At 48.8% G+C, this 25,120-nt stretch carries 44 protein-coding genes and 1 pseudogene; 39 read left to right on the top strand and 6 right to left on the bottom strand.

The features are described from left to right. The 33 genes and pseudogenes from tuf to ACSBQN_RS18885 all read left to right on the top strand — a co-directional run. Positions 1–158 (top strand): annotated as a pseudogene (gene tuf, locus ACSBQN_RS19045) (elongation factor Tu); the annotation flags it as partial. Between the two features lie 141 nt (positions 159–299). Continuing rightward, entirely contained in the window at positions 300–491 is a 192-nt protein-coding gene (gene bfd, locus ACSBQN_RS19040) for a bacterioferritin-associated ferredoxin (RefSeq protein WP_004238636.1), read from the top strand. 116 nt (positions 492–607) lie between these two features. Further along, positions 608–1,090: a bacterioferritin gene (gene bfr, locus ACSBQN_RS19035; RefSeq protein ID WP_004238635.1), complete on the top strand. Its 483-nt coding sequence runs from the start codon at positions 608–610 to the stop codon at positions 1,088–1,090. A 338-nt stretch (positions 1,091–1,428) separates the two neighbouring features. Continuing rightward, on the top strand, positions 1,429–1,740 hold the full coding sequence (gene rpsJ / locus ACSBQN_RS19030; protein WP_001181005.1) for a 30S ribosomal protein S10: 312 nt from the start codon (positions 1,429–1,431) through the stop codon (positions 1,738–1,740). A gap of 31 nt (positions 1,741–1,771) precedes the next feature. Continuing rightward, entirely contained in the window at positions 1,772–2,401 is a 630-nt protein-coding gene (gene rplC, locus ACSBQN_RS19025; protein WP_004238634.1) for a 50S ribosomal protein L3, read from the top strand. Positions 2,402–2,417: 16 nt separating this feature from the next. Then, positions 2,418–3,023, top strand: a complete 606-nt coding sequence (rplD, locus tag ACSBQN_RS19020; RefSeq protein ID WP_024474937.1) for a 50S ribosomal protein L4 — start codon at positions 2,418–2,420, stop codon at positions 3,021–3,023. Beyond that, positions 3,020–3,322 carry a 50S ribosomal protein L23 gene (gene rplW, locus ACSBQN_RS19015; RefSeq protein WP_004238631.1) on the top strand — a complete coding sequence of 101 codons (303 nt, stop codon included), beginning with the start codon at positions 3,020–3,022 and terminating at the stop codon, positions 3,320–3,322. Before rplD ends, rplW begins: the two co-directional genes overlap by 4 nt. Before the next feature lie 19 nt (positions 3,323–3,341). Then, positions 3,342–4,166 carry a 50S ribosomal protein L2 gene (gene rplB, locus ACSBQN_RS19010; RefSeq protein WP_004238630.1) on the top strand — a complete coding sequence of 275 codons (825 nt, stop codon included), beginning with the start codon at positions 3,342–3,344 and terminating at the stop codon, positions 4,164–4,166. A gap of 14 nt (positions 4,167–4,180) precedes the next feature. Continuing rightward, positions 4,181–4,459 carry a 30S ribosomal protein S19 gene (gene rpsS / locus ACSBQN_RS19005; RefSeq protein ID WP_015422335.1) on the top strand — a complete coding sequence of 93 codons (279 nt, stop codon included), beginning with the start codon at positions 4,181–4,183 and terminating at the stop codon, positions 4,457–4,459. Positions 4,460–4,473: 14 nt separating this feature from the next. Continuing rightward, a complete protein-coding gene (gene rplV, locus ACSBQN_RS19000) occupies positions 4,474–4,806 on the top strand; it encodes a 50S ribosomal protein L22 (RefSeq protein ID WP_004238627.1) in 333 nt (110 codons plus the stop codon). A gap of 16 nt (positions 4,807–4,822) precedes the next feature. Beyond that, on the top strand, positions 4,823–5,524 hold the full coding sequence (rpsC, locus tag ACSBQN_RS18995) for a 30S ribosomal protein S3 (RefSeq protein ID WP_004238626.1): 702 nt from the start codon (positions 4,823–4,825) through the stop codon (positions 5,522–5,524). Between the two features lie 14 nt (positions 5,525–5,538). Further along, positions 5,539–5,949 carry a 50S ribosomal protein L16 gene (gene rplP / locus ACSBQN_RS18990; protein WP_004238625.1) on the top strand — a complete coding sequence of 137 codons (411 nt, stop codon included), beginning with the start codon at positions 5,539–5,541 and terminating at the stop codon, positions 5,947–5,949. After that, positions 5,949–6,140 carry a 50S ribosomal protein L29 gene (gene rpmC, locus ACSBQN_RS18985; RefSeq protein WP_004238624.1) on the top strand — a complete coding sequence of 64 codons (192 nt, stop codon included), beginning with the start codon at positions 5,949–5,951 and terminating at the stop codon, positions 6,138–6,140. The genes rplP and rpmC overlap by 1 nt, the downstream gene beginning before the upstream one ends. Next, positions 6,140–6,394 carry a 30S ribosomal protein S17 gene (gene rpsQ, locus ACSBQN_RS18980; protein ID WP_015422334.1) on the top strand — a complete coding sequence of 85 codons (255 nt, stop codon included), beginning with the start codon at positions 6,140–6,142 and terminating at the stop codon, positions 6,392–6,394. The genes rpmC and rpsQ overlap by 1 nt, the downstream gene beginning before the upstream one ends. Positions 6,395–6,569: 175 nt before the next feature. Next, positions 6,570–6,941, top strand: coding sequence for a 50S ribosomal protein L14 (gene rplN, locus ACSBQN_RS18975; RefSeq protein ID WP_015422333.1), 372 nt, complete (start codon positions 6,570–6,572; stop codon positions 6,939–6,941). An 11-nt stretch (positions 6,942–6,952) separates the two neighbouring features. Beyond that, positions 6,953–7,267 (top strand): 50S ribosomal protein L24, encoded by a 315-nt coding sequence (rplX, locus tag ACSBQN_RS18970; RefSeq protein WP_004238623.1) that lies wholly within the window; start codon positions 6,953–6,955, stop codon positions 7,265–7,267. A gap of 15 nt (positions 7,268–7,282) precedes the next feature. Then, positions 7,283–7,822: a 50S ribosomal protein L5 gene (gene rplE, locus ACSBQN_RS18965; RefSeq protein ID WP_004238621.1), complete on the top strand. Its 540-nt coding sequence runs from the start codon at positions 7,283–7,285 to the stop codon at positions 7,820–7,822. A gap of 12 nt (positions 7,823–7,834) precedes the next feature. After that, positions 7,835–8,140 carry a 30S ribosomal protein S14 gene (gene rpsN / locus ACSBQN_RS18960; protein WP_434991796.1) on the top strand — a complete coding sequence of 102 codons (306 nt, stop codon included), beginning with the start codon at positions 7,835–7,837 and terminating at the stop codon, positions 8,138–8,140. A gap of 34 nt (positions 8,141–8,174) precedes the next feature. Then, entirely contained in the window at positions 8,175–8,567 is a 393-nt protein-coding gene (gene rpsH, locus ACSBQN_RS18955; RefSeq protein WP_004242248.1) for a 30S ribosomal protein S8, read from the top strand. 14 nt (positions 8,568–8,581) lie between these two features. After that, positions 8,582–9,115, top strand: coding sequence for a 50S ribosomal protein L6 (rplF, locus tag ACSBQN_RS18950; RefSeq protein WP_004238617.1), 534 nt, complete (start codon positions 8,582–8,584; stop codon positions 9,113–9,115). Positions 9,116–9,124: 9 nt separating this feature from the next. Then, a complete protein-coding gene (rplR, locus tag ACSBQN_RS18945) occupies positions 9,125–9,478 on the top strand; it encodes a 50S ribosomal protein L18 (RefSeq protein WP_004238616.1) in 354 nt (117 codons plus the stop codon). 14 nt (positions 9,479–9,492) lie between these two features. After that, positions 9,493–9,993 carry a 30S ribosomal protein S5 gene (gene rpsE / locus ACSBQN_RS18940; protein WP_004238615.1) on the top strand — a complete coding sequence of 167 codons (501 nt, stop codon included), beginning with the start codon at positions 9,493–9,495 and terminating at the stop codon, positions 9,991–9,993. Positions 9,994–9,999: 6 nt separating this feature from the next. Then, positions 10,000–10,179 (top strand): 50S ribosomal protein L30, encoded by a 180-nt coding sequence (gene rpmD / locus ACSBQN_RS18935; protein ID WP_004238614.1) that lies wholly within the window; start codon positions 10,000–10,002, stop codon positions 10,177–10,179. Positions 10,180–10,182: 3 nt separating this feature from the next. After that, entirely contained in the window at positions 10,183–10,617 is a 435-nt protein-coding gene (gene rplO, locus ACSBQN_RS18930) for a 50S ribosomal protein L15 (RefSeq protein WP_004242249.1), read from the top strand. Positions 10,618–10,624: 7 nt separating this feature from the next. Then, entirely contained in the window at positions 10,625–11,956 is a 1,332-nt protein-coding gene (secY, locus tag ACSBQN_RS18925) for a preprotein translocase subunit SecY (protein ID WP_004238612.1), read from the top strand. Between the two features lie 33 nt (positions 11,957–11,989). After that, positions 11,990–12,106: a 50S ribosomal protein L36 gene (gene rpmJ / locus ACSBQN_RS18920; RefSeq protein WP_015422332.1), complete on the top strand. Its 117-nt coding sequence runs from the start codon at positions 11,990–11,992 to the stop codon at positions 12,104–12,106. 145 nt (positions 12,107–12,251) lie between these two features. Then, positions 12,252–12,608: a 30S ribosomal protein S13 gene (rpsM, locus tag ACSBQN_RS18915; RefSeq protein ID WP_004242250.1), complete on the top strand. Its 357-nt coding sequence runs from the start codon at positions 12,252–12,254 to the stop codon at positions 12,606–12,608. 15 nt (positions 12,609–12,623) lie between these two features. Further along, positions 12,624–13,013 (top strand): 30S ribosomal protein S11, encoded by a 390-nt coding sequence (gene rpsK, locus ACSBQN_RS18910; protein WP_003863312.1) that lies wholly within the window; start codon positions 12,624–12,626, stop codon positions 13,011–13,013. 37 nt (positions 13,014–13,050) lie between these two features. Further along, on the top strand, positions 13,051–13,671 hold the full coding sequence (gene rpsD, locus ACSBQN_RS18905) for a 30S ribosomal protein S4 (protein WP_015422331.1): 621 nt from the start codon (positions 13,051–13,053) through the stop codon (positions 13,669–13,671). A 25-nt stretch (positions 13,672–13,696) separates the two neighbouring features. Then, complete coding sequence (locus ACSBQN_RS18900; protein WP_004238609.1) at positions 13,697–14,686, top strand: DNA-directed RNA polymerase subunit alpha; 990 nt, start codon at positions 13,697–13,699, stop codon at positions 14,684–14,686. 37 nt (positions 14,687–14,723) lie between these two features. Further along, complete coding sequence (rplQ, locus tag ACSBQN_RS18895; RefSeq protein ID WP_015422330.1) at positions 14,724–15,110, top strand: 50S ribosomal protein L17; 387 nt, start codon at positions 14,724–14,726, stop codon at positions 15,108–15,110. Positions 15,111–15,273: 163 nt separating this feature from the next. Further along, positions 15,274–15,723 carry a Zn(2+)-responsive transcriptional regulator gene (gene zntR / locus ACSBQN_RS18890; protein WP_004238607.1) on the top strand — a complete coding sequence of 150 codons (450 nt, stop codon included), beginning with the start codon at positions 15,274–15,276 and terminating at the stop codon, positions 15,721–15,723. 7 nt (positions 15,724–15,730) lie between these two features. Beyond that, positions 15,731–15,931, top strand: coding sequence for an alternative ribosome-rescue factor A (locus ACSBQN_RS18885; RefSeq protein WP_015422329.1), 201 nt, complete (start codon positions 15,731–15,733; stop codon positions 15,929–15,931). Between the two features lie 4 nt (positions 15,932–15,935). On the opposite strand, the gene mscL is transcribed toward ACSBQN_RS18885, so the two are convergent. The 5 genes from mscL to def all read right to left on the bottom strand — a co-directional run bounded on the left by mscL (position 15,936) and on the right by def (position 20,746). After that, complete coding sequence (mscL, locus tag ACSBQN_RS18880) at positions 15,936–16,343, bottom strand: large-conductance mechanosensitive channel protein MscL (protein ID WP_024474936.1); 408 nt, start codon at positions 16,341–16,343, stop codon at positions 15,936–15,938. Between the two features lie 86 nt (positions 16,344–16,429). Beyond that, complete coding sequence (gene trkA / locus ACSBQN_RS18875; RefSeq protein ID WP_004238605.1) at positions 16,430–17,806, bottom strand: Trk system potassium transporter TrkA; 1,377 nt, start codon at positions 17,804–17,806, stop codon at positions 16,430–16,432. 24 nt (positions 17,807–17,830) lie between these two features. Then, positions 17,831–19,123, bottom strand: coding sequence for a 16S rRNA (cytosine(967)-C(5))-methyltransferase RsmB (rsmB, locus tag ACSBQN_RS18870; RefSeq protein WP_024474935.1), 1,293 nt, complete (start codon positions 19,121–19,123; stop codon positions 17,831–17,833). An 81-nt stretch (positions 19,124–19,204) separates the two neighbouring features. Continuing rightward, entirely contained in the window at positions 19,205–20,149 is a 945-nt protein-coding gene (fmt, locus tag ACSBQN_RS18865) for a methionyl-tRNA formyltransferase (protein WP_354633089.1), read from the bottom strand. Positions 20,150–20,236: 87 nt separating this feature from the next. Beyond that, the gene (gene def / locus ACSBQN_RS18860) at positions 20,237–20,746 is read right to left on the bottom strand and encodes a peptide deformylase (protein ID WP_004238602.1); all 510 of its coding nucleotides are present in this window, start codon (positions 20,744–20,746) and stop codon (positions 20,237–20,239) included. A gap of 130 nt (positions 20,747–20,876) precedes the next feature. On the opposite strand from def, the gene dprA reads away from it, so the two are divergent. Genes dprA through ACSBQN_RS18835 form a run of 5 tightly spaced genes read left to right on the top strand, consistent with a single transcriptional unit; the run spans position 20,877 to position 24,213 of the window. Further along, positions 20,877–21,977 carry a DNA-processing protein DprA gene (dprA, locus tag ACSBQN_RS18855; protein ID WP_024474932.1) on the top strand — a complete coding sequence of 367 codons (1,101 nt, stop codon included), beginning with the start codon at positions 20,877–20,879 and terminating at the stop codon, positions 21,975–21,977. A gap of 27 nt (positions 21,978–22,004) precedes the next feature. Beyond that, a complete protein-coding gene (locus ACSBQN_RS18850) occupies positions 22,005–22,550 on the top strand; it encodes a DNA topoisomerase family protein (RefSeq protein ID WP_024474931.1) in 546 nt (181 codons plus the stop codon). Further along, the gene (gene tsaC / locus ACSBQN_RS18845) at positions 22,540–23,112 is read left to right on the top strand and encodes an L-threonylcarbamoyladenylate synthase type 1 TsaC (protein ID WP_434991797.1); all 573 of its coding nucleotides are present in this window, start codon (positions 22,540–22,542) and stop codon (positions 23,110–23,112) included. Before ACSBQN_RS18850 ends, tsaC begins: the two co-directional genes overlap by 11 nt. Before the next feature lie 22 nt (positions 23,113–23,134). Then, positions 23,135–23,953: a shikimate dehydrogenase gene (gene aroE, locus ACSBQN_RS18840; protein ID WP_024474929.1), complete on the top strand. Its 819-nt coding sequence runs from the start codon at positions 23,135–23,137 to the stop codon at positions 23,951–23,953. Next, complete coding sequence (locus ACSBQN_RS18835; RefSeq protein WP_354633091.1) at positions 23,950–24,213, top strand: DUF1488 domain-containing protein; 264 nt, start codon at positions 23,950–23,952, stop codon at positions 24,211–24,213. The genes aroE and ACSBQN_RS18835 overlap by 4 nt, the downstream gene beginning before the upstream one ends. Here the strand turns inward: ACSBQN_RS18835 and ACSBQN_RS18830 are convergent. Next, on the bottom strand, positions 24,189–24,734 hold the full coding sequence (locus tag ACSBQN_RS18830) for a gamma carbonic anhydrase family protein (RefSeq protein ID WP_354633317.1): 546 nt from the start codon (positions 24,732–24,734) through the stop codon (positions 24,189–24,191). The genes ACSBQN_RS18835 and ACSBQN_RS18830 overlap by 25 nt on opposite strands. 59 nt (positions 24,735–24,793) lie before the next feature. Here ACSBQN_RS18830 and ACSBQN_RS18825 point away from each other — a divergent pair, with 59 nt between their 5' ends. Further along, entirely contained in the window at positions 24,794–24,988 is a 195-nt protein-coding gene (locus ACSBQN_RS18825; protein ID WP_024474926.1) for a hypothetical protein, read from the top strand. Positions 24,989–25,120: the final 132 nt, after the last annotated feature.

Genomic DNA, 25,120 nt, shown 5'->3' with positions numbered 1-25,120 from the left:
AACTGCCGGAAGGCGTTGAAATGGTAATGCCGGGCGACAACATCAAAATGATCGTCACCCTGATCCACCCAATCGCAATGGACGATGGTCTGCGTTTCGCAATCCGTGAAGGCGGCCGTACCGTTGGCGCGGGTGTTGTAGCGAAAGTGATGGGTTAATTCCCCGCTGATTATTAAAAAGAGAGCTGCGGCTCTCTTTTTTTATGCCTGCTTTCCGGCAACTGCTGACAAAATTTACACAATCGCAATTGTAATAATACTGATTATCATTTACTCTTTACCGCAGTCAGGAGGAATGATATGTACGTATGTTTGTGTAATGCCATCAGTGATAAAGCCATCCGGAATGCCGTGCGCCAGAATAAGGTTCATTCCATCGGTGAACTGCGTAAAATTATCCCTGTCGGTACTGAATGCGGCAAATGTATCCGCCACGCCAAAGCCGTTATTGCAGAAGAGCATATGTCTGTCCCGGTTGACCGCGTCGCCTGAATCTTCTCTCTGAAACCCGCCGGAATTTTGAACTGTATCGCTATTTTGTCACCGTAATCACTCCGTGAATTATTTCCTGTGTCTATACTGAACAGACAGGAAACAAAGGAGGGTACATGAAAGGCGATAAAAAAATGATCTCGCATCTGAACAAATTGCTGGGAAATGAACTGGTTGCTATTAACCAGTATTTTCTGCATGCCCGCATGTTCAAAAACTGGGGTCTGATTAAACTCAATAACAAAGAATATGAAGAATCCATTGATGAGATGAAACACGCTGATGAATACATTGAGCGTATCTTATTTCTGGAAGGGATCCCGAACCTTCAGGATCTCGGTAAACTTCATATCGGCGAAGATGTTGAAGAAATGCTGAAGTCTGATCTTCAGCTGGAACTGGATGGCGCCAAAGATTTACGTGAAGCCATTGCCTATGCCGATTCCAAACATGATTATGTCAGCCGTGATTTGATGATAAAAATACTGGCGGAAGAGGAGTCTCATATCGACTGGCTGGAAACCCAGCTGGATCTGATAGCCCGTGTGGGTCTGCAGAACTATCAGCAGGCACAGATGGCGGACGCAGACACAGAATAAAAAACAGAGAAATAATCACTGAAGTAAGCAATGTGCAGAACCGCCGGCAGGGAAACCCGCGGCGGTTTTTCTTTTTTGATTTTTTGTCATGGCGCCGGAGATAATTTGCACAAATCCCGGTTTGCGGCTTGCTTTCAGGGCTCATTCACGTATAATGCGCGGGCTTGCCAATTGTGCAAGCCTGGTTGATACCAGCATTGGACAGTATGTTTTTTAGCTGTTCATGAAAATATCCCCGATATGGGGATTACATCGAGAACGATTACACTCCCCCGTCAATCGAAATGGGTGCGAGGAGTAATTTTTTACGTTTATAAAATAGTTGGAGCTCTGGTCTCATGCAGAACCAAAGAATCCGTATCCGCCTTAAAGCTTTTGATCATCGTCTGATCGATCAATCAACTGCGGAAATCGTAGAGACTGCTAAGCGCACTGGTGCGCAAGTTCGTGGTCCTATCCCGCTGCCGACCCGTAAAGAGCGTTTTACCGTTCTGATCTCTCCGCACGTCAACAAAGATGCGCGCGATCAGTACGAAATTCGCACTCACAAACGTCTGGTTGACATCGTTGAGCCAACTGAAAAAACCGTTGATGCTCTGATGCGTCTGGATCTGGCTGCCGGCGTTGACGTGCAGATCAGCCTGGGTTAATCAGGTATCAATTGATTGAGAGGTTGAAACAATGATTGGTTTAGTCGGTAAAAAAGTGGGTATGACCCGCATCTTCACTGAAGAAGGTGTGTCAATCCCTGTTACTGTTATCGAAATCGAAAATAACCGCGTTACTCAGGTTAAATCTGACGAAACTGACGGTTATCGTGCTATTCAGGTTACCACCGGCAGCAAAAAAGCTAACCGCGTGAACAAACCTGAAGCAGGACATTTCGCAAAAGCTGGTGTTGAAGCTGGTCGCCTGTTACGTGAATTCCGCCTGTCAGAAGGTGAAGAGTTCACTGTTGGCCAGAACATCAGCGTTGAAATTTTCGCTGACGTTAAGAAAGTTGACGTTACTGGTACATCTAAAGGTAAGGGCTTCGCCGGTACTGTAAAGCGCTGGAACTTCCGTACTCAGGATGCTACTCATGGTAACTCCTTGTCTCACCGTGTTCCGGGTTCTATTGGTCAGAACCAGACTCCGGGTAAGGTATTTAAAGGCAAGAAAATGGCAGGTCAGCTGGGTAACGAACGTGTAACCGTTCAGAGCCTGGATGTCGTTCGCGTTGACGCTGAGCGTAACCTGCTGCTGGTAAAAGGTGCTGTCCCGGGTGCAACCGGTAGCAACCTGATTGTTAAACCAGCTGTCAAGGCTTAACGTCGAGGAGATAGGAATGGAATTGGTAATGAAAGACGCGCAAAGCGCGCTGACTGTTTCCGAAACTACCTTCGGGCGTGATTTCAATGAAGCGCTTGTCCATCAAGTAGTTGTTGCGTATGCAGCTGGTGCTCGTCAAGGTACACGTGCTCAGAAAACTCGTGCTGAAGTTACTGGGTCTGGTAAAAAACCATGGCGTCAAAAAGGTACTGGTCGTGCCCGCTCTGGTTCAGTTAAGAGCCCAATCTGGCGCTCTGGTGGTATCACTTTTGCAGCGAAACCACAGGACCACAGTCAAAAAGTTAACAAAAAGATGTACCGCGGCGCGCTGAAAAGCATCCTGTCCGAACTGGTACGTCAGGATCGTCTGATCATTGTCGAAAAATTTGCTGTAGAAGCACCTAAAACCAAGCTGCTGGTACAGAAATTGAAAGATATGGCTCTGGAAGACGTGATGATCGTCACACACGAAGTTGATGAGAACCTGTTCTTAGCAGCTCGCAACCTGTACAAGGTTGATGTGCGTGATGTCACTGCAATCGATCCGGTCAGTCTGATCGCGTTCGGTAAAGTAGTGATGACTGCTGAAGCAGTTAAGCAAGTTGAGGAGATGCTGGCATGATCCGTGAAGAACGTCTGCTGAAAGTACTGCGCGCGCCGCATGTATCTGAAAAAGCGTCTACCGCGATGGAAAAAACAAATACCATCGTGCTCAAAGTTGCTAAAGACGCGACTAAAGCTGAAATCAAAGCTGCAGTTGAAAAACTGTTCGAAGTCAAAGTTGAAGGTGTTAACACTCTGCTGGTTAAAGGCAAAGTGAAGCGCCACGGTCAGCGTTTCGGTCGTCGTAGCGACTGGAAAAAAGCTTACGTCACCCTGCAGGAAGGCCAGAATCTGGACTTCGTCGGCGGCGCTGAGTAAGTCGGAGGAGTAAAGAACAATGGCAATTGTTAAATGTAAACCTACGTCTCCGGGCCGTCGCCACGTCGTTAAAGTGGTTAACCCTGAGCTTCACAAGGGCAAACCTTACGCACCACTGCTTGAGAAAAACAACAAGTCTGGTGGTCGTAACAACAATGGCCGTATCACTACCCGTCATATTGGTGGTGGTCACAAGCAAAATTACCGTATTGTTGACTTTAAACGTAACAAAGACGGTATCCCGGCTGTTGTAGAACGTCTGGAATATGATCCAAACCGTTCAGCAAATATTGCTCTGGTATTATACAAAGACGGTGAACGCCGTTACATCCTGGCTCCTAAAGGCCTGAAAGCTGGTGATCAAATCCAGTCTGGTGTTGATGCTGCAATCAAAGCGGGTAACGCTCTGCCAATGCGCAACATCCCGGTTGGTTCTACTGTTCATAACGTAGAAATGAAACCAGGTAAAGGCGGCCAGCTGGCACGTTCTGCCGGTACTTACGTTCAGATCGTTGCGCGCGATGGTGCTTATGTCACTATTCGTCTGCGTTCCGGTGAAATGCGTAAAGTTCCTTCAGACTGCCGCGCGACTTTAGGTGAAGTGGGTAACGCTGAACACATGCTGCGCGTTCTGGGTAAAGCTGGTGCAAGCCGCTGGCGTGGTATTCGCCCTACCGTTCGCGGTACTGCGATGAACCCGGTAGACCACCCACATGGTGGTGGTGAAGGTCGTAACTTTGGTAAACACCCTGTAACACCATGGGGCGTTCAGACCAAAGGTAAGAAGACTCGTAAAAACAAACGCACTGAACACTTCATCGTTCATCGTCGTACTAAGAAATAATTAGAGGATAAGCCATGCCACGTTCTCTCAAGAAAGGTCCTTTTATTGACCTGCACTTGCTGAAGAAGGTAGAGAAAGCGGTGGAAAGCGGTGACAAAAAGCCTGTTAAGACTTGGTCCCGTCGTTCAACGATCTTTCCTAACATGATCGGTTTGACCATCGCTGTCCATAATGGTCGTCAGCATGTTCCGGTTTACGTTACCGACGAAATGGTTGGTCACAAACTGGGTGAATTCGCGCCGACCCGTACTTATCGCGGCCATGCGGCTGATAAAAAAGCCAAAAAGAAATAAGGTAGGAGGAAGAGATGGAAACTATTGCTATGCATCGCCACGCTCGTTCTTCTGCTCAGAAGGTTCGCCTGGTGGCTGACCTGATCCGCGGTAAGAAAGTGTCGCAAGCTCTGGAAATTTTAACCTTTACCAACAAGAAAGCTGCTGGTTTAGTGAAGAAAGTCCTGGAGTCTGCTATTGCTAACGCAGAACACAACGATGGCGCTGACATCGATGATCTGAAAGTAGCGAAAATTTTCGTTGACGACGGCCCAACCATGAAGCGCATCATGCCTCGTGCTAAAGGTCGTGCAGATCGTATTCTTAAGCGCACCAGCCACATCACTGTGGTTGTGTCCGATCGCTGATACCTGGAGACTAGCAATGGGTCAGAAAGTAAATCCAAATGGTATTCGCCTGGGTATTGTTAAACCTTGGAACTCTACCTGGTTTGCGAACACCAAAGAATTCGCTGACAACCTGGACAGCGACTTTAAAGTACGTAAGTACTTAACTAAAGAACTGGAAAAAGCGTCAGTATCACGCATCGTTATCGAGCGTCCTGCTAAGAGCATCCGTGTGACTATTCACACTGCACGCCCTGGCATCGTGATCGGTAAGAAAGGTGAAGACGTTGAAAAACTGCGCAAAAGCGTTTCAGATATCGCTGGCGTTCCTGCGCAGATCAATATTGCCGAAGTACGTAAACCTGAACTGGACGCAAAATTAGTTGCTGACAGCATCACTTCACAGCTGGAACGTCGTGTTATGTTCCGTCGTGCTATGAAGCGTGCGGTACAGAATGCTATGCGTTTAGGCGCTAAAGGTATCAAAGTCGAAGTCAGCGGCCGTTTAGGCGGTGCTGAAATCGCACGTACTGAGTGGTATCGCGAAGGCCGTGTGCCTCTGCATACCCTGCGTGCAGACATCGATTATAACACCTCTGAAGCTCAGACTACTTATGGTGTTATCGGTGTTAAAGTGTGGATCTTCAAAGGTGAGATTCTGGGTGGCATGGCTGCAGTTGAACAGGCGGAAAAACCGGCTGCTCAACCTAAAAAACAGCAGCGTAAAGGCCGTAAGTAAAGGAGAGTCGCTGAATGTTACAACCAAAGCGTACAAAATTCCGTAAAGTGCACAAAGGCCGTAACCGCGGTCTGGCAGCCGGCGCGGATGTGAGCTTCGGCACTTATGGTCTGAAAGCTGTTGGCCGTGGTCGTCTGACTGCACGTCAGATCGAAGCAGCACGTCGTGCTATGACCCGTGCAGTTAAGCGTCAGGGTAAAATCTGGATCCGTGTGTTCCCGGACAAACCTATCACTGAAAAGCCTCTTGAAGTGCGTATGGGTAAAGGTAAAGGTAACGTGGAGTATTGGGTTGCCTTAATCCAGCCGGGTAAAGTCCTGTATGAAATGGACGGCGTATCGGAAGAGCTTGCTCGTGAAGCATTCAAGCTGGCAGCAGCTAAACTGCCTATCAAAACCACCTTTGTAACTAAGACGGTGATGTAATGAAAGCGAAAGAGCTGCGCGAAAAAAGCGTTGAAGAGCTGAACACTGAGCTGCTGAACCTGCTGCGCGAACAATTTAACCTGCGTATGCAAGCGGCAAGCGGCCAGTTACAACAGTCTCATCTGTTAAAACAAGTGCGTCGTAATATTGCACGTGTTAAGACTTTATTGACTGAGAAGGCGGGTGCGTAATGACCGATAAAATCCGTACTCTGCAAGGTCGTGTTGTTAGTGACAAAATGGAGAAATCCATTGTTGTGACTATCGAGCGTATGGTGAAACACCCTCTGTATGGTAAGTTCATCCGTCGTACGACTAAACTGCACGTACATGACGAGAACAATGAATGTGGTATCGGTGACGTGGTAGAAATCCGCGAAACCCGTCCACTGTCTAAGACTAAGTCCTGGACCCTGGTTCGCGTCGTAGAGAAAGCTGTACTGTAACAGCACTGCTTTCTGATGTAGAATAAACGGCTCGGCTTTAGAGCCGTTTATTTTTTTCTATCCATAACGAAGATGTGGTGTTATAATGCCGCGCCCTCGTAATATGGGTATTTGGACGGCCTCTCTTTTTAGTAAGAGTGGCTCAGTAGTAGTTGACATTTAGCGGAGCACTAAAATGATCCAAGAACAGACTATGCTGAACGTGGCCGATAACTCCGGTGCACGTCGCGTAATGTGTATCAAGGTTCTAGGTGGCTCGCACCGTCGCTACGCAGCTGTAGGCGACATTATCAAAATTACCATCAAGGAAGCAATTCCGCGCGGTAAAGTAAAAAAAGGTGATGTTCTGAAGGCAGTAGTGGTGCGCACCAAGAAGGGTGTACGTCGCCCTGACGGTTCTGTCATTCGCTTCGATAGCAACGCTTGTGTATTGTTAAACAATAACAGCGAGCAAGTTATCGGTACGCGTATTTTTGGGCCGGTAACTCGTGAACTTCGTAACGAGAAGTTTATGAAAATTATCTCACTGGCACCTGAAGTACTCTAAGGAGCGGAACTATGGCAGCGAAAATCCGTCGTGATGACGAAATTATCGTGCTGACCGGCAAAGATAAAGGTAAGCGCGGTAAAGTAAAACAGGTTCTTTCTTCTGGTAAAGTTATCGTTGAAGGTATCAATCTGGTTAAGAAACATCAGAAGCCGGTTCCGGCCCTGAACCAACCAGGTGGCATCGTTGAAAAAGAAGCTGCAATTCAGGTTTCTAACGTTGCAATCTTCAATGCGGCAACCGGCAAGGCTGACCGTGTAGGTTTTAGATTCGAAGACGGCAAAAAAGTCCGTTTCTTCAAGTCTAACAGCGAAACTATCAAGTAATTTTTGGAGTATACGATGGCGAAACTGCATGATTACTACAAAGACGAAGTAGTTAAACAACTGATGACTCAGTTTAACTACAATTCTGTCATGCAAGTCCCTCGGGTCGAGAAGATCACCCTGAATATGGGTGTTGGTGAAGCAATTGCTGATAAAAAACTGCTGGATAATGCAGCAGCTGACTTAGCAGCAATCTCTGGTCAGAAACCATTGATCACCAAAGCACGCAAATCTGTTGCAGGCTTCAAAATCCGCCAGGGCTATCCAATCGGCTGTAAAGTAACTCTGCGTGGCGAACGCATGTGGGAGTTCTTTGAGCGACTGATTTCTATTGCTGTACCACGTATTCGTGACTTCCGTGGCTTGTCCGCTAAGTCTTTCGATGGTCGCGGTAACTACAGCATGGGCGTACGTGAACAAATCATCTTCCCTGAAATCGATTACGATAAAGTGGATCGTGTTCGTGGTCTTGATATTACTATCACTACCACCGCGAAATCTGATGATGAAGGTCGCGCACTGTTATCAGCGTTTAACTTCCCGTTTCGCAAGTAAGGCAGGGTATTCATGGCTAAGAAATCTATGAAAGCACGTGATGTAAAACGTGCAAAATTAGCTGAGAAATTCTTCGCAAAACGCGCAGAACTGAAAGCTACCATCTCCGATGTCAACGCATCAGATGACGATCGTTGGGATGCTGTTCTGAAGCTTCAATCTCTGTCACGTGATTCCAGTCCTTCCCGTCAGCGTAACCGTTGCCGCCAAACCGGGCGTCCACACGGTTTTCTGCGGAAGTTTGGCTTAAGCCGTATTAAAGTCCGTGAAGCCGCTATGCGCGGTGAAATCCCGGGCCTTAAGAAAGCTAGCTGGTAATTGTCACCATATTGAATCACGGGAGTAAAGACAGATGAGCATGCAAGATCCCATCGCGGATATGCTGACCCGTATCCGTAACGGTCAGGCCGCGAACAAAGTTGCGGTCACCATGCCTTCCTCCAAGCTGAAAGTGGCAATTGCCAACGTGCTGAAGGAAGAAGGTTATATTGAAGATTTTAAAATCGAAGGCGACATCAAGCCAGAACTGGAACTGACTCTTAAGTATTTCCAGGGTAAGGCTGTTGTAGAAAGCATCCAGCGCGTAAGCCGCCCAAGTCTGCGTATTTATAAGCGCAAAGACGAACTGCCACAAGTTATGGCAGGTCTGGGTATCGCAGTTGTTTCTACATCTAAAGGTGTAATGACTGATCGTGCAGCTCGCCAGGCTGGTCTTGGTGGCGAGATTCTCTGCTACGTAGCATAATTCGGGAGGAAAGAATGTCTCGTGTGGCAAAAGCACCCGTCGTCATTCCTGCCGGCGTAGAGGTAAAACTCAACGGTCAGGTTATTTCGATTAAGGGTAAAAACGGCGAGCTGAGCCGTAATATCCACAACGCTGTAGAAGTTAAACATGCAGACAACCAGTTAACCTTTGGTCCGCGTGACGGTTATACCGACGCATGGGCACAGGCTGGTACAACTCGTGCACTGGTTAACGCTATGGTTGTTGGTGTTACCGAAGGCTTCTCTAAGAAGCTGCAACTGGTAGGTGTTGGTTATCGTGCAGCCGTTAAAGGTGATGTGGTAAACCTGTCTGTAGGTTTCTCTCACCCGGTAGAGCACAAACTGCCGGCTGGCGTTACTGCTGAATGTCCGACCCAAACTGAAATCGTACTGAAAGGTGCTGATAAGCAGGTTATTGGTCAGATCGCAGCAGACTTACGCGCCTATCGTCGCCCTGAACCTTACAAAGGTAAAGGTATTCGCTACGCCGACGAAGTCGTGCGTATTAAAGAGGCTAAGAAGAAGTAAGGTAACACTATGGATAAGAAAGCAGCTCGTATCCGTCGTGCGACCCGCGCACGCCGCAAGCTTATGGAACTGGGTGCAACCCGCCTGGTGGTACATCGTACCCCTCGCCATATCTATGCGCAGGTTATTGCACCAAACGGTTCTGAAACGTTGGTGGCCGCTTCTACTGTTGAAAAAGCTATCAGCGAACAAGTTAAATACACCGGAAACAAAGATGCCGCAATCGCAGTAGGTAAAGCTATTGCTGAGCGCGCACTGGAAAAAGGAATCAAAGCAGTATCCTTTGACCGTTCAGGTTTCCAATATCATGGTCGAGTCCAGGCACTGGCAGATGCTGCCCGTGAAGCTGGCCTACAGTTCTAAGGTAGAGGTGTAAGATGGCACACATCGAAAAACAGGCTGGCGAACTGCAGGAAAAGCTGATCGCGGTAAACCGCGTATCTAAAACCGTTAAAGGTGGTCGTATCTTTAGCTTCACCGCACTGACTGTAGTGGGTGATGGCAACGGCCGCGTTGGTTTTGGTTACGGCAAAGCACGCGAAGTTCCGGCAGCAATCCAGAAAGCGATGGAAAAAGCCCGTCGCAACATGAAAACCGTTGCACTTAACAACGGCACATTATTCCACCCAGTGAAAGGCACACACACCGGTTCCCGCGTGTTTATGCAGCCTGCTCACGAAGGTACCGGTATTATTGCCGGTGGTGCAATGCGTGCTGTTCTTGAAGTTGCCGGTGTTCGTAACGTCCTGGCTAAAACTTATGGTTCCACGAACCCAATTAACGTTGTTCGTGCAACACTGGATGCTTTAGACAGCATGAAGTCTCCGGAAATGGTTGCAGCTAAGCGTGGTAAATCCGTCGAAGAAATTCTGGGGTAATGGACCATGGCTAAGACAATTAAAATTACACAAACCCGCAGCTCAATCGGCCGTCTGCCAAAACATAAGGCAACTCTGGTCGGTTTAGGTCTGCGTCATATTGGCCACACTGTAGAACGCGAAGATACACCAGCGGTCCGTGGTATGGTTAATCGTATTTCCTATATGGTTAAAGTTGAGGAGTAACAGATGCAATTAAATACTCTGTCTCCGGCAGCAGGTGCTAAACACGCACCAAAACGTGTAGGTCGTGGTATTGGTTCCGGTCTCGGTAAAACTGCAGGTCGTGGTCACAAAGGTCAGAGCTCTCGTTCTGGCGGTGGCGTACGTCGTGGGTTTGAAGGTGGCCAGATGCCTTTATATCGTCGTCTGCCAAAATTCGGCTTTACTTCACGTAAAGCGATGGTCACTGCTGAGATCCGTTTATCTGATCTTCAGCTGATCGAAGGCGATGTTATCGATCTTAATGTATTGAAAGCCGCAAACGTTATTGGTCCACAGATTGAGTACGCGAAAGTGTTCCTGTCTGGTGAACTGACTCGTGCAGTTACTGTACGCGGCCTGCGTGTTACTAAAGGCGCTCGTGCTGTTATCGAAGCTGCTGGCGGTAAAATCGAGGAATAAGTAACAGATGGCAAAGCAACCAGGTACAGATTTCCAAAGTGCTAAAGGCGGAATAGGTGAGTTAAAGCGTCGTTTACTGTTTGTGCTCGGCGCACTGATTGTTTTCCGTATTGGCTCTTTCATTCCTATCCCTGGTATTGATGCCACTGTTCTTGCGAAATTGCTCGAACAACAACAAGGCACCATCATTGAGATGTTTAACATGTTCTCTGGTGGTGCGTTGAGTCGTGCTTCAATCTTTGCGCTGGGTATCATGCCGTACATTTCGGCATCGATTATTATCCAGCTGCTGAGCGTGGTGAATCCGCGCCTGGCGGAGATTAAGAAAGAAGGGGAAGCTGGTCGTCGTAAGATTAGCCAGTACACCCGGTATAGTACGTTAGTCCTCGCGGTGTTCCAGTCTGTTGGTATCGCGATGGGCTTACCGAATATGCCAGGTATGCAGGGCCTGGTTATTAACCCCGGCTTTGCATTCTACTTCACGGCTGTTGTGAGTTTGGTGACAGGGACTATGTTCCTGATGTGGCTGGGTGAGCAGATTACTGAACGTGGTATCGGTAACGGTATTTCGATCATTATCTTCGCCGGTATTGTTGCGGGTCTTCCGTCAGCAATTGGCCATACCATTGAGCAAGCTCGTCAAGGCGAACTGCACTTCCTCCTGTTGCTATTGGTTGCAGTCTTGGTATTTGCGGTTACTTGCTTTGTTGTCTTTATGGAGCGTGGTCAGCGTCGTATCGTCGTTAACTATGCCAAACGTCAGCAAGGCCGCCGTGTTTACGCGGCACAAAGTACACACTTACCGTTGAAAGTGAATATGGCGGGTGTAATTCCTGCGATTTTCGCTTCCAGTATTATCCTGTTCCCTGGTACAATTGCATCTTGGTTCGGTGATGGTACTGGCTGGGATTGGCTGACGACAATTTCTATGTATCTGCAGCCAGGCCAGCCGCTCTATGTGTTACTTTATGCCTCTGCAATCATATTCTTCTGTTTCTTCTATACCGCACTGGTATTTAATCCAAGAGAAACAGCAGATAACCTGAAGAAGTCCGGTGCATTTGTACCAGGAATTCGTCCGGGAGAGCAAACGGCCAAGTACATCGATAAAGTAATGACTCGTTTAACTTTAGTTGGCGCGTTATATATTACCTTTATCTGCCTAATCCCGGAGTTCATGCGTGACGCAATGAAAGTACCTTTCTACTTTGGTGGTACTTCCCTCTTAATCGTGGTTGTGGTCATCATGGACTTTATGGCTCAAGTGCAAACTCTGATGATGTCAAGTCAGTACGAGTCTGCATTGAAAAAAGCAAACCTCAAAGGTTATAACCGTTAATTCGGTTTGCTTTAGAAGTTACGGAGAGTAAAAATGAAAGTTCGTGCTTCCGTCAAGAAATTATGCCGTAACTGCAAAATCGTTAAGCGTCACGGTGTCGTGCGCGTGATTTGCAGTGCTGAGCCTAAGCATAAACAGCGTCAAGGCTAATAAAAAGCATATTTTTCTTGCAAAGTTGGATTGAGCTGGCTAAATTAGCCAGCCAATCTTTTTATTAAACGTGGTTCTACTGTTTGAGTATCCTGAAAACGGGCTTTTCAGATCAGTATTACCCCAAAATTTTTAGGAGTGCATAGTGGCCCGTATAGCAGGCATTAACATTCCTGATCATAAACATGCTGTTATTGCATTAACTGCAATTTTCGGCATCGGCTTAACCCGTTCACAGGCTATCTGTAAAGCAACGGGTATTGCTGAAGATGTTAAGATCAGTGAGCTGTCTGAAGAGCAAATCGACCAACTGCGTGACGAAGTTGCTAAATACGTTGTAGAAGGTGACCTGCGCCGTGAAGTGACCCTCAGCATCAAACGTCTTATGGACATTGGTTGCTATCGTGGTTTACGCCATCGTCGTGGTCTTCCGGTACGCGGTCAGCGTACGAAGACTAACGCACGTACCCGTAAGGGTCCGCGTAAGCCGATCAAGAAATAATCGGGGAATCTTATAATGGCAAAAGCACCTGTTCGTGCACGTAAGCGTGTAAGAAAACAAGTCTCTGACGGTGTGGCTCATATCCATGCTTCTTTCAACAACACAATCGTTACCATTACTGACCGTCAGGGTAACGCATTAGGTTGGGCAACTGCCGGTGGTTCCGGTTTCCGTGGTTCTCGTAAATCAACTCCATTCGCAGCACAGGTTGCAGCAGAACGTTGCGCAGAGGCTGTGAAAGAGTACGGTATTAAGAATCTGGAAGTTATGGTTAAAGGACCTGGTCCTGGCCGTGAGTCAACCGTTCGCGCATTAAACGCGGCTGGTTTCCGCATCACTAACATTACTGATGTGACTCCGATCCCTCATAACGGTTGTCGTCCTCCGAAAAAACGTCGCGTCTAATCGCCCTCACGTTTTTTAGGATAGTTGGAGAAAGAAAATGGCTAGATATTTGGGTCCGAAGCTCAAGCTGAGCCGTCGCGAAGGAACAGACCTCTTCCTGAAGTCTGGTGTTCGCGCGATTGACACCAAGTGTAAATTAGATCAAGCACCAGGCCAGCACGGCGCCCGTAAACCGCGTCTGTCTGATTATGGTGTTCAGTTACGTGAAAAACAAAAAGTTCGTCGTATGTACGGCGTGCTGGAACGTCAGTTCCGTAACTACTATAAAGAAGCAACTCGTCTGAAAGGCAACACAGGTGAAAACCTGCTGTCTCTGCTGGAAGGCCGTTTAGACAACGTTATTTATCGTATGGGCTTTGGCGCTACCCGCGCAGAAGCACGTCAGATCGTCAGCCACAAAGCTGTCATGGTAAATGGCCGTGTTGTAAACATTGCTTCTTATCAGGTTTCCCCTAACGACGTAATCAGCATTCGTGAAAAAGCGAAAAAACAGTCTCGTATTAAGGCTGCTTTAGAGCTGGCTGAGCAGCGTGAAAAACCAACTTGGTTGGAAGTTGATGCTGCGAAAATGGAAGGTGTGTTCAAACGTATTCCTGAGCGTACTGACCTTTCTGCTGATATTAACGAGCACCTGATCGTCGAGCTTTACTCTAAGTAAGGCTTAGCACCAAAGAGAGGACACAATGCAGGGTTCTGTGACAGAGTTTCTTAAACCGCGCCTGGTTGATATCGAGCAAATCAGTTCGACGCACGCCAAGGTGACCCTTGAACCATTAGAGCGTGGCTTTGGCCATACTCTGGGTAACGCACTGCGCCGTATTCTGCTTTCGTCTATGCCGGGTTGTGCGGTAACTGAGGTTGAGATTGATGGTGTACTCCATGAGTACAGCACTAAAGAAGGTGTACAGGAAGATATCCTGGAAATTCTGCTCAACCTGAAAGGGCTGGCGGTAAAACTTCAGGGAAAAGATGAAGTCATCTTAACTCTGAATAAATCTGGCATTGGCCCTGTGACTGCAGCCGACATCATCCATGACGGTGATGTTGAAATCGTCAAGCCGGAGCATGTAATTTGCCATCTCACTGACGAAGGCGCATCTATTAATATGCGCATCAAAGTTCAGCGTGGTCGTGGTTATGTTCCAGCTTCTGCCCGAATTCATTCGGAAGAAGATGAGCGCCCAATCGGTCGTCTGTTAGTAGACGCGTGCTACAGCCCAGTTGAGCGTATTGCTTACAATGTTGAAGCAGCACGTGTTGAGCAGCGTACCGACTTGGATAAATTGGTTATCGAAATGGAAACCAACGGCACGATTGATCCAGAAGAATCAATTCGTCGTGCGGCAACCATTCTGGCCGAACAACTGGAAGCTTTCGTTGACTTACGTGATGTTCGTCAGCCGGAAGTGAAAGAAGAAAAACCAGAATTCGATCCGATTTTACTGCGCCCAGTAGACGATCTCGAATTGACTGTCCGCTCTGCTAACTGTCTCAAGGCAGAAGCAATCCACTACATCGGTGATCTGGTACAGCGTACAGAAGTTGAGTTGCTCAAAACCCCTAACCTCGGTAAGAAATCTCTTACTGAAATTAAGGACGTTCTGGCATCTCGCGGCTTATCTCTGGGCATGCGTCTGGAAAATTGGCCGCCGGCAAGTATTGCTGACGAATAAGATCACAGGTTAAGGTTTTACTGAGAAGGATAAGGTCATGCGCCATCGTATGAGTGGTCGTCAATTGAACCGCAACAGCAGCCATCGCCAAGCTATGTTTCGTAACATGGCCGGTTCTTTAGTTCGTCACGAAATTATCAAGACGACTTTGCCTAAGGCAAAAGAACTGCGTCGCGTTGTTGAGCCGTTGATTACCCTGGCTAAAACGGATAGCGTTGCTAACCGTCGTTTAGCATTCGCCCGTACTCGTGATAACGAAATCGTGGCAAAACTGTTCAACGAGCTGGGACCACGTTTCGCTCAGCGTGCAGGTGGTTACACCCGCATTCTGAAATGTGGTTTCCGTGCTGGTGACAATGCTCCAATGGCTTACATTGAGCTTGTTGACCGCGCTGAATCCCAGACTGAAGCAGCAGCAGAGTAATCTGTTACTGCGTAAAAAAACCGGGTTTTTACCCGGTTTTTTTATTTCTGTTAATCCTGCCCTTGAAGTTACTTTCCTCAGCCCCATATCTCTGCCAATGACATACAACATTTTACTATTCTGATATGATGGCTTCAGGCCAGATGATGTCAGGAGGTTGCCGATGTACCGAATTGGTCAGTTAGCAAAACTTGCAGAAGTGACACCGGATACGATCCGTTTTTATGAAAAACAGGGCATGATGGATCATCAGACCCGAACGGATGGCGGCTATCGTTTGTATACTGAGCAGGATCTGCACCGGCTGCGCTTTATCCGGTATGCAAAACAATTAGGGTTTACACTGGAAGCGATCACGGAACTGTTATCGATCCGGGTTGATCCTGAACATCACACCTGCCGTGAATCAAAGCAAATTGTGGATGATCGGCTGAAAGATGTGGAAACGAAGTTAGTCGAAATGCAGCGAATGCGGGATTCTCTGAAGATGCTGAGTGATGCCTGTTGCGGAACGGCACATGTCAGTTCACAATGCACCATTCTGGAGATCCTGGAACAAGGTGCGACAGAGCCCTGTGGCTGTTCACAAAAAGAGAGTAAACATAATCAATGAGGTTACTATGACAAAATATGCTCACAAGCGTGGCGTAATACAAGATAACGCCCTGGAAGCACTGCTATCCGATCCGCTGTTCCGGCAGAGAGTAGAAAAAAATAAGAAAGGTAAAGGGAGTTACAACCGGAAAGAAAAACACAACAAGGCAGATTACCGGGAGGCCAGTAGTAAACGATTAGATAATCTTTTACTACTGGCTTTTTAGTTTATTATTTCTTTTGTTCTTTTAATAAATCACGGATTTCAGTCAGTAATGTTTCTTCGGCTGACGGTGCCGGCGGCTCAGCAGGTGCTTCAGCCTGTTCGCGGCGTAATTTATTCAGCATTTTGATGGCAATGAAGATAGCAAACGCAACGATAACGAAATCAAAGACGGTTTGCAGGAATACACCATAATTCAGTACAACAGCAGGCACATTTCCGCTGGCTTCCCGCAACACAACGGCAAATTGCTTGAAGTCGATCCCGCCGATCAGTAAACCGAGTGGTGGCATGATGACATCAGCAACTAATGAGGACACAATTTTGCCGAATGCCGCACCGATAATGATACCGACAGCCATATCAACGACATTGCCGCGCATCGCAAATTCACGAAACTCTTTTATGAAGCTCATACCCTTTTCCTTACCCAAAATGTTAACAAGTTGTCATTCTCAAGTATAAATCAATAGTATTTACTATCAAAATATTAAGTACTTATTTATAAGAAGAACGGACTTGGCTGGAAGAGCTTCTCCACCTCGGGTACGTGGCGCTTGTCAGTAATGAACAGTACGACATGGTCTCCCTGTTCAATACTGTGCTCGTCATTCGCAATAATAACCTGCTCATCTCTGACAATCGCCCCAATAATTGTGCCCGGCGGGAGCTTAATATCGGCAATTTTGCGTCCGACGACTTTTGACGTATTTTCATCGCCATGTGCGATAGCCTCAATCGCCTCAGCAACACCGCGGCGTAATGACGATACGCTGACAATATCAGCTTTACGCACATGGCCGAGTAATGCAGAAATGGTAGCCTGCTGCGGGGAGATAGCGATATCAATCACACCACCCTGAACCAGATCCACATAGGCACTGCGCTGGATAAGCACCATTGCTTTTTTGGCCCCCATGCGCTTGGCGAGCATCGCGGACATAATATTGGCTTCGTCATCGTTGGTCAGGGCAATAAAGACATCAACCTGCTCAATATGTTCTTCTGCTAATAATTCCTGGTCAGATGCATCTCCATAAAAAACAATAGTGTCATGCAGCAGTTCCGCGAGGTCGGTTGCCCGGTTGGCGTTATGTTCGATCAGTTTGACGTTATAGTCTTTCTCGATACGCAGTGCCAGACCGGCACCGACGTTCCCGCCGCCGACAATCATGATCCGCTTATACGGTTTTTCCAGCCGCTGTAATTCACTCATTACTGCACGGATATGCTCGGATGCGGCAACAAAGAATACTTCATCACCGGCTTCGATGATGGTTGAACCCTGCGGACGAATCGGTCTGTCCTGGCGGAAGATAGCCACAACCCGGGTTTCAATATGCGGCATATGCTCGCGCAGGCTGGAAAGGGCGTTTCCGACCAGCGAGCCGCCGTAATAGGCTTTCACGGCGACAATACTGACGCGCCCTTCGGCAAAATTCACAACCTGGAGAGCACCGGGGTACTGAATAAGCTTATAGATACTGTCGATCACTAACTGCTCGGGGGCGATCAGGTGATCGATCGGGATCGCTTCCGGTAAAAATAATTTATCAGCTTCCCGGACATATTCAGAAGATCGGATACGGGCGATCTTATTTGGCGTATTGAACAGCGTGTATGCAACCTGACAGGCGATCATATTGGTTTCATCGGAGTTGGTCACTGCGACGAGCATATCCGCGTCTTCCGCGCCCGCTTCCCGCAGTACCCGCGGATGAGAGCCGGCACCGTTTATTACCCGGAGATCGAATTTATCCTGTAACTGACGCAGCCTGTCTGGGTTGGTATCCACAACAGTAATATCGTTGTTTTCATCCACTAAGTTTTCTGCCAGTGTGCCACCGACCTGACCGGCACCGAGAATAATAATTTTCATATAAATGATCGTCCGGGTTGTTTATCAGGCAGGAAGTGCCTGTTTAACCAGTTTAGCGTAAAAAAATCCGTCTCCGCTCTGCGCATCCGGCAGCATCTGGTAGCCTGTTGCCGGTGTATCGGTTAATACAGCATCACGATGCGAAGAGAGGAAATTATTTATCTGATGAATATTCTCTTCCGGTAATACCGAGCAGGTTGCATAGACCAGTGTGCCGCCGGGTTTGAGATAAGGCCAGACAGCGTCCAGAATTTCCCGTTGCAGTGCAGCCAGCTCATTAATGTCATTATCACGGCGCAACCATTTAATGTCCGGATGGCGGCGGATAACGCCGGTCGCGGAGCAAGGTGCATCCAGCAAAATGCGATCAAATGTCTGCGATTCTGCCCATTGCTCCGGATAACGACCGTCACCGGTTTTCACCACCGCGTTTTGTTTAAGCCGTTGTAAATTCTCATTGACACGGGTTAAGCGTTGTTTATCCACATCAACAGCCATGACATGAGCGCGGGGAGCTATCTCTAAAATGTGGGTGGTCTTTCCGCCGGGTGCCGCGCACAAATCTAAAATAGCCTCATCATTTTTCGGATCAAGCAGTAATGCACAGCCCTGTGCGGAGCTGTCCTGCACGGTGACCCAGCCATCGGCAAACCCCGGCAGATCAGTGACCGGGCAGGGAGCTGCCAGACGCAAAGCATCCGGATAGGCCGGATTATAAAAGGCTTCAATATTTTTTTCTGCCAGCAGCGCCTGATATTCCTGAGCGGAGTGATGGTTACGGTTAACCCGGAGCCACATCGGCGGTTTTTCATTATTTGCCGTAATAACGGCTTCCCAGTTTTCAGGATATGCCGCCTGAATACGGGATAACAGCCACTTCGGATGCAGCCAGCGGCTTTCATTATTGGCAAAGCGTTCGGACAGCACCTGCTCCTGACGCTGGAACTGACGCAGCACCCCGTTAATCAGTCCTTTCAGCTGTGGTTTTTTCAGTGCCACAGCACCGTCAACCGTTTCGGATAGTGCGGCGTGTGCCGGGATCCGTGTATAACGGAGCTGATAAAAACCGACCAGAATCAGATAATGCAGTACCCGCTGCTTACCGGTCAGCGGTTTTGCCATCAGTTGCTGGCTGTACCATTCAAGCTCCGGCAGCACCCGCATCACACCAAAACATAATTCCTGCAGCAATGCTTTATCTTTCGGGTTGATATCCCGCTGATATTCAGGCAGAAGTGCGCTGAGTGACTGTCCCTGATCCAGGACCTGGCTGATGATACGGGCAGCAATGCTGCGTAAGTTATAGCTGTTTTTCATTGTGATTCCGGTATGCCGGCAAGCGATAAAGAGAAAGGGGGACCGGCATACCACGCAGGGAATGCCGGTTATGAAACAAAATTACAGTGAATTTCCCGGGGTAAACCATTCTTTGCGGGAATTCAGAATATCAGCGGCTGACATCGGTTTTTTCCCGGCAGGCTGTAACTGTGTGATATTCAGGATCCCTTCTGCAGTGGCAACCTGAATGCCATTTTTATCCGCACGGATAACCGTTCCCGGCGCTGCGGAAGTCTGTTCCGCAATCGCATGGGCCTGCCAGACTTTCACAGGTTGCTCATCAATCACCATATAACTGATTGGCCACGGATTGAAGGCACGGATACAACGCTCTAACTGTGCGGCAGAAAGAGACCAGTCCAGCCGGGCTTCTTCTTTGCTCAGTTTTTCTGCATAGGTAACCAGGGTGTCATCCTGTTTTTCAGGGCGGAGTGCATTCTGACACACCAGAGACAGTGTATATAACAGTGCCTGCGGGCCGATACCGGCGAGTTTTTCATACAGTGACGCACTGGTATCTTCTGATGTGATATCACACTCAGCTTTATACAGCATATCGCCGGTATCCAGACCGGCATCCATCTGCATGATGGTCACCCCGGTTTTGGCATCACCGGCCCACAATGCACGCTGGATAGGCGCCGCACCACGCCATGCCGGTAACAGGGAACCGTGAACATTCAGACATCCCAGACGCGGAATATCCAGCACTGCCTGCGGCAAAATCATCCCGTAGGCTACGACAATCATAATGTCCGCCTGTTGGTCACGTATCCACTGGTGATTTTCTTCTTTGCGCAGCGTGGAGGGCTGGAAAACAGGAATATCGTGCTGCTGTGCCAGTTCTTTTACCGGGCCTGCGGTGATTTTTTTCCCGCGGCCGGCAGGGCGATCCGGCATGGTTAAGACGCCAACGACATTGTGCTCTGACTGAATCAGGGCATCGAGGTGACGTGCGGCAAAATCAGGCGTTCCTGCAAAGATAATACGTAATGAATCTGACACGTTGCTTTCCTGTAAAAATAATAATGCCACAAACAATAACAGTGCCCGTGCGCTGCTGCGGTCTGTGGCAGATAAAGACTGCGGGTATTAAGACCGGGCTCTGAGTCTGTCCAGTTTTTCGACTTTCTGACGGATGCGCTGGCGTTTCATAGCGGAAAGGTAATCGACAAATAATTTACCTTCCAGGTGATCCATTTCATGCTGGATACAAATTGCCAGCAGATCGCCGGTTTCCAGCTCGAAAGGCTCGCCGTTATAGTCCAGCGCCCGGATTTTAACGTGCTCGGCACGCGGTACGAATGCCCGCTGCTCAGGAATCGATAAACAACCTTCTTCGATTCCGGCTTCTCCGGATTTTTCCAGCAGTTCCGGGTTGATCAGCACCAGGCGCTCATTCCGCTCTTCTGACACATCAATCACGATAATGCGCTGGTGGATATCAACCTGAGTAGCCGCCAGACCAATACCTTCTTCGTCGTACATGGTTTCGAACATATCATCGACAATCTTTTGAATGCCGGCATCGACTTTTTCAACCGGCTTTGCAATCTTGCGAAGCCGCTCGTCGGGATAATGTAATACAGTTAATAACGCCATAGATTTTTTCGTGTTCTATCTAAAAAATGGATGGAAATTAATGTCTATTCTAGACAGTTATCAGCCTGATTGACAGTATTGCCCGCAGCGGACACCGCATTTTTATCACAGGCTCAGTCAGGATGGCGCAATGGATGAAAGGGAAATTTGGTTACGTCTGGCGTGTATCAGGCGGTTAAGTGCACATCATGCTGTCAGTGCTGCCACTATACTGACAGAGACCTGCACACAGAAAAACGGTGAGATTCGTCAGCAGCTGCATCAGTGCGGACTCACACTGGTGCAGTGTCAGCAATTTATGAATGTGAATACATCCAGGCTGAAAACGGCACTTATATGGGCTGATTTACCGGGTAACATGATATTACCCCTGTCATCACCACACTATCCGTTTTTATTAAAGCAGATCTATTCCCCCCCGCTTGTGCTTTTTGTGGCAGGGCAGTGTGAGGCGTTATCTGCCCCGCAGGTCAGTATGGTGGGCAGCCGTGCAGTTACCCATTACGGCGAAAAGTGGGCGGGCTGTTTTACCCGGCATCTTGTGCAGCACAATCTGGTGATAACCAGCGGTCTGGCTGCGGGAGTGGACGGATGCTGCCATAAGGCGGCGCTGGCATCAGGCGGAAAGACGGTTGCGGTATCCGGCAGCGGGTTATCTCATATTTATCCCGCAAAGCACCGGTCTCTGGCAGTGGAGATTACAGAAAATGGCGCACTTATCTCCGAATATTTTCCTGATGTGCCGCCGCTGGCCAAAAATTTTCCCCGCCGTAACCGGATAATCAGCGGGTTAAGCCGCCTGCTGATTGTGATTGAGGCCGGACGGCGAAGCGGGTCATTAATTACGGCACAATGTGCGCTGGAGCAGGGACGGGATGTATTTACGTTACCGGCGGTGCTTGGTAATCCGGCGTATGAGGGCAACCACTGGTTGTTGCAGCAGGGTGCCTATATTGCGACAGCACCGGCTGATATCACGGATCATCTCGCGCTGGATATGCACTGGCTGCCGCTGATCCCGGAAACACCGGAAGTGATCATCACACCGGTACAGGAGGAACTGCCGTTTGCACATGTGCTGATTAATGTGGATGATGAACCGACACCGGCGGATATTATTGCCGCGCGGTGTGAGCTGCCGGTCACGGAGGTGACAACACAACTGCTGCAGCTGGAGTTATCAGGTAAAATAGCCGTGGTCAGCGGGGGATACATCCGCCTGCATCACTGAACGGTATCGGCGTAAGGTAAAATTATCATGTCAAAATCAATGGCGGAATGCTGTCCGGAATGCGGCGGAGAGCTGGTTATCCGCAATGGTGCCCACGGGCCTTTCTTCGGTTGCTCTGCTTATCCGGAATGTGATTACATCCGTCCGCTGAAAGCCGGTACTGACGGACATATCATCAAAGTGCTGGACGGACAGTTGTGTCCGCAGTGCGGCGGGACACTGGTGCTGCGTCAGGGACGCTACGGAATGTTTATCGGCTGCGGAAATTTCCCGGAGTGTGAATATATTGCATCTATTGATTCACCGGATGAAACAACAGTGGCCTGTCCGCAGTGTCATGATGGTAAGTTACTCCAGCGTAAGTCACGGTTCGGTAAAGTTTTTTATGCCTGTAACCGCTATCCGGCCTGCCAGTTTTCACTGAACAGCAAACCGGTTGCCGGTGAATGTCAGTATTGCGGTTATCCGCTGCTGGTGGAAAAAAGGGCATCAACAGGCGTAAGATTAAGTTGTGCGAGTAAAGCCTGCGCAAAACGACAAAAAGAACAAAATGAGAATAATGATGAATCATAATCAAACCACAGCAAATTTCGACACAATTATAAAAGCCCTGAATAACCACGAAGTTATCGCATATCCGACAGAGGCTATTTTTGGCCTGGGTTGTGATCCGGACAGTGAGCAGGCCGTGATGGCGCTGCTGGATCTGAAACAGCGTCCGTGGGAAAAAGGGCTGATTCTGATCGCAGATAACTATGACCAGGTAAAACCTTATATTGATGACTCACGGCTGACAGATGAACAGCGTGAAGCGATGTTTGCCTCCTGGCCGGGCCCGGTGACCTGGGTGATCCCGGCAAAACCCTCCACACCAAAATGGCTGACCGGCCGTTTTGACTCGCTGGCTGTCCGCGTGACAGATCATCCGGTGGTCAAAGCATTATGTCTGGCATACGGTAAACCGGTGGTCTCCACCAGTGCGAACCTGAGCGGGCTGGAACCGTGCCGGACAACTGATGAAGTAAATGCACAGTTTAACGGACGGATCCCGGTGGTTGACGGGCTGGTCGGCGGGCGGAAAAACCCGTCTGAGATCCGTGATGCACTGACAGGGCAGTTATACCGCCAGGGCTGACAGAACACCAAAAGGACCAGGAATGAAAAAATTTGCCGTTTTTGGCCATCCGATTGCACACAGCCAGTCACCTTTTATTCATCAGGAATTTGCCGGGCAGTTTGGTATTGAGCTGAGTTATGAACGGATCCTCTCTCCGCTCGATGGCTTTCGCGACAGCGTCTCTGCATTTTTTGCTGCGGGCGGGCTGGGGGCGAATGTTACACTGCCTTTTAAAGAGCAGGCGCATGCGCTGGCGGATGAGCTGAGTGAACGGGCACAGGTCTGCGGCGCGGTAAACACCCTGTATCTGACAGAAGATAAACGGCTGGCAGGGGATAATACCGACGGCGAAGGGCTGGTGATTGATTTGCAGCGGTTGATGTTTATCCGTCCCGGTGACAGTATTCTGCTGATTGGTGCAGGTGGCGCGGCCCGTGGTGCATTGCTGTCTCTGTTGCAGGCAGGTTGCACTGTTACCGTTACCAACCGGACATTCAGCAAAGCGCAGTCTCTGGCTGAGCGGTTTGCCGGTCACGGAAAAGTCAGTGCAATGCCGGTCAGTGAAACCGGAACGACCGGATTTTCACTGATTATTAATGCCACATCATCCGGGGTGGACGGCGCGGTTCCGCAGATCCCGCTGTCATTACTGAATCCGTCTGTTGCCTGTTACGATATGTTTTACCGTACCGGTCTGACACCTTTTCTGCAACTTGCCGCAGATAACGGTGTGACCCGGTATGCTGATGGGCTGGGTATGCTGGCTGGTCAGGCGGCTTTTGCATTCAGGTTATGGCATGGCGTATTGCCGGATATTGCACCGGTGCTGACAAAACTCAAACAGAAGATGACATCATGAACCAGTCCATTCAGTTTCCGGACCGCGAATCACGGGATGATGACCGGGAGTGCATTGTCTTTCCGGTGATGATTAACGGCTTTTTATTGGATTGCCGCGTCTCTGCACAATACCTGCAATCCCGTTACGGAAAGGCTCCCGGGGAGGATATGCTGGTTCTCTTCCGCCGGAACCGCTGGGATCTGGAGGAAGAGTTTGCGGAATTCATTGAAAAAGGTGAGGCGGATGAGCCGCCTTACCAGTTGCCCTGTGACAGATAATCATTTTTCCACATAACATAGTTATTGGCTGAATATTTCAGCCCCTCATATTCTTCCGGTTTCAGCGGACGGGCGGCTTTGGCAGGGCTGCCGAGATACAGGTAGCCGCTTTCCAGACGTTTGCCGGGAGAGACCAGACTGCCCGCGCCGATAATCACATCATCCTCCACCACCACTCCGTCCAGCAGAATGGAACCCATACCGACCAGGACACGGTTACCGATAGTGCAGCCGTGCAGCATCACTTTATGGCCGACGGTAACATCCTCACCGATAATCAGCGGGTGACCGGCCGGGTTATCTGCCGTCTGGTGGGTGACATGTAATACGGAACCGTCCTGAATATTGGTACGCTGACCAATCTGAATGTAATTGACATCTCCCCGGGCAACAACCAGCGGCCAGATACCGACATCATCAGCCAGACGCACATCACCGATAATGACGGAGGAGTCATCGATCATGACGTTTTTGCCGACAGAAGGGGTTAATGTCAGATAGGGACGGAGTTTATTCACAATAATTACCTCAGAATATAAATGTATTTTGGTGATCTTAATGAGAGAGTTTACCGGAGGCAATGCAACTTTCGGGCATAATTGCCGGAAAATACGACATGATGCTCAAAAGACAGACAGTTAATAAGAAAATTCAAAAAAAAGGTTGTGCAAAACGAAAAGCTCCCTATAATGCGCCACCACTGACACGGAACAACGCGATAACACGCGGTTCCGGCAGAAAGAGAAAAAGCGGAAAGTTGAAAAACAACGCTTGACTCGGAGGGGCTGGAAACGTAATATACGCAGCCTCGCAACAACGCAGAAGACCGGCAACGGCAGCGAATGTTGCAACTGCTCTTTAACAATTTATCAGACAATCTGTGTGGGCACTCGCAGGACATATCACA

It is taken from the genome of Morganella sp. B601 (assembly GCF_051172335.1).
In the GTDB taxonomy this organism is placed as follows: Bacteria; Pseudomonadota; Gammaproteobacteria; order Enterobacterales; family Enterobacteriaceae; genus Morganella; species Morganella morganii.
This window is presented reverse-complemented; position numbering and strand designations above follow the sequence as displayed.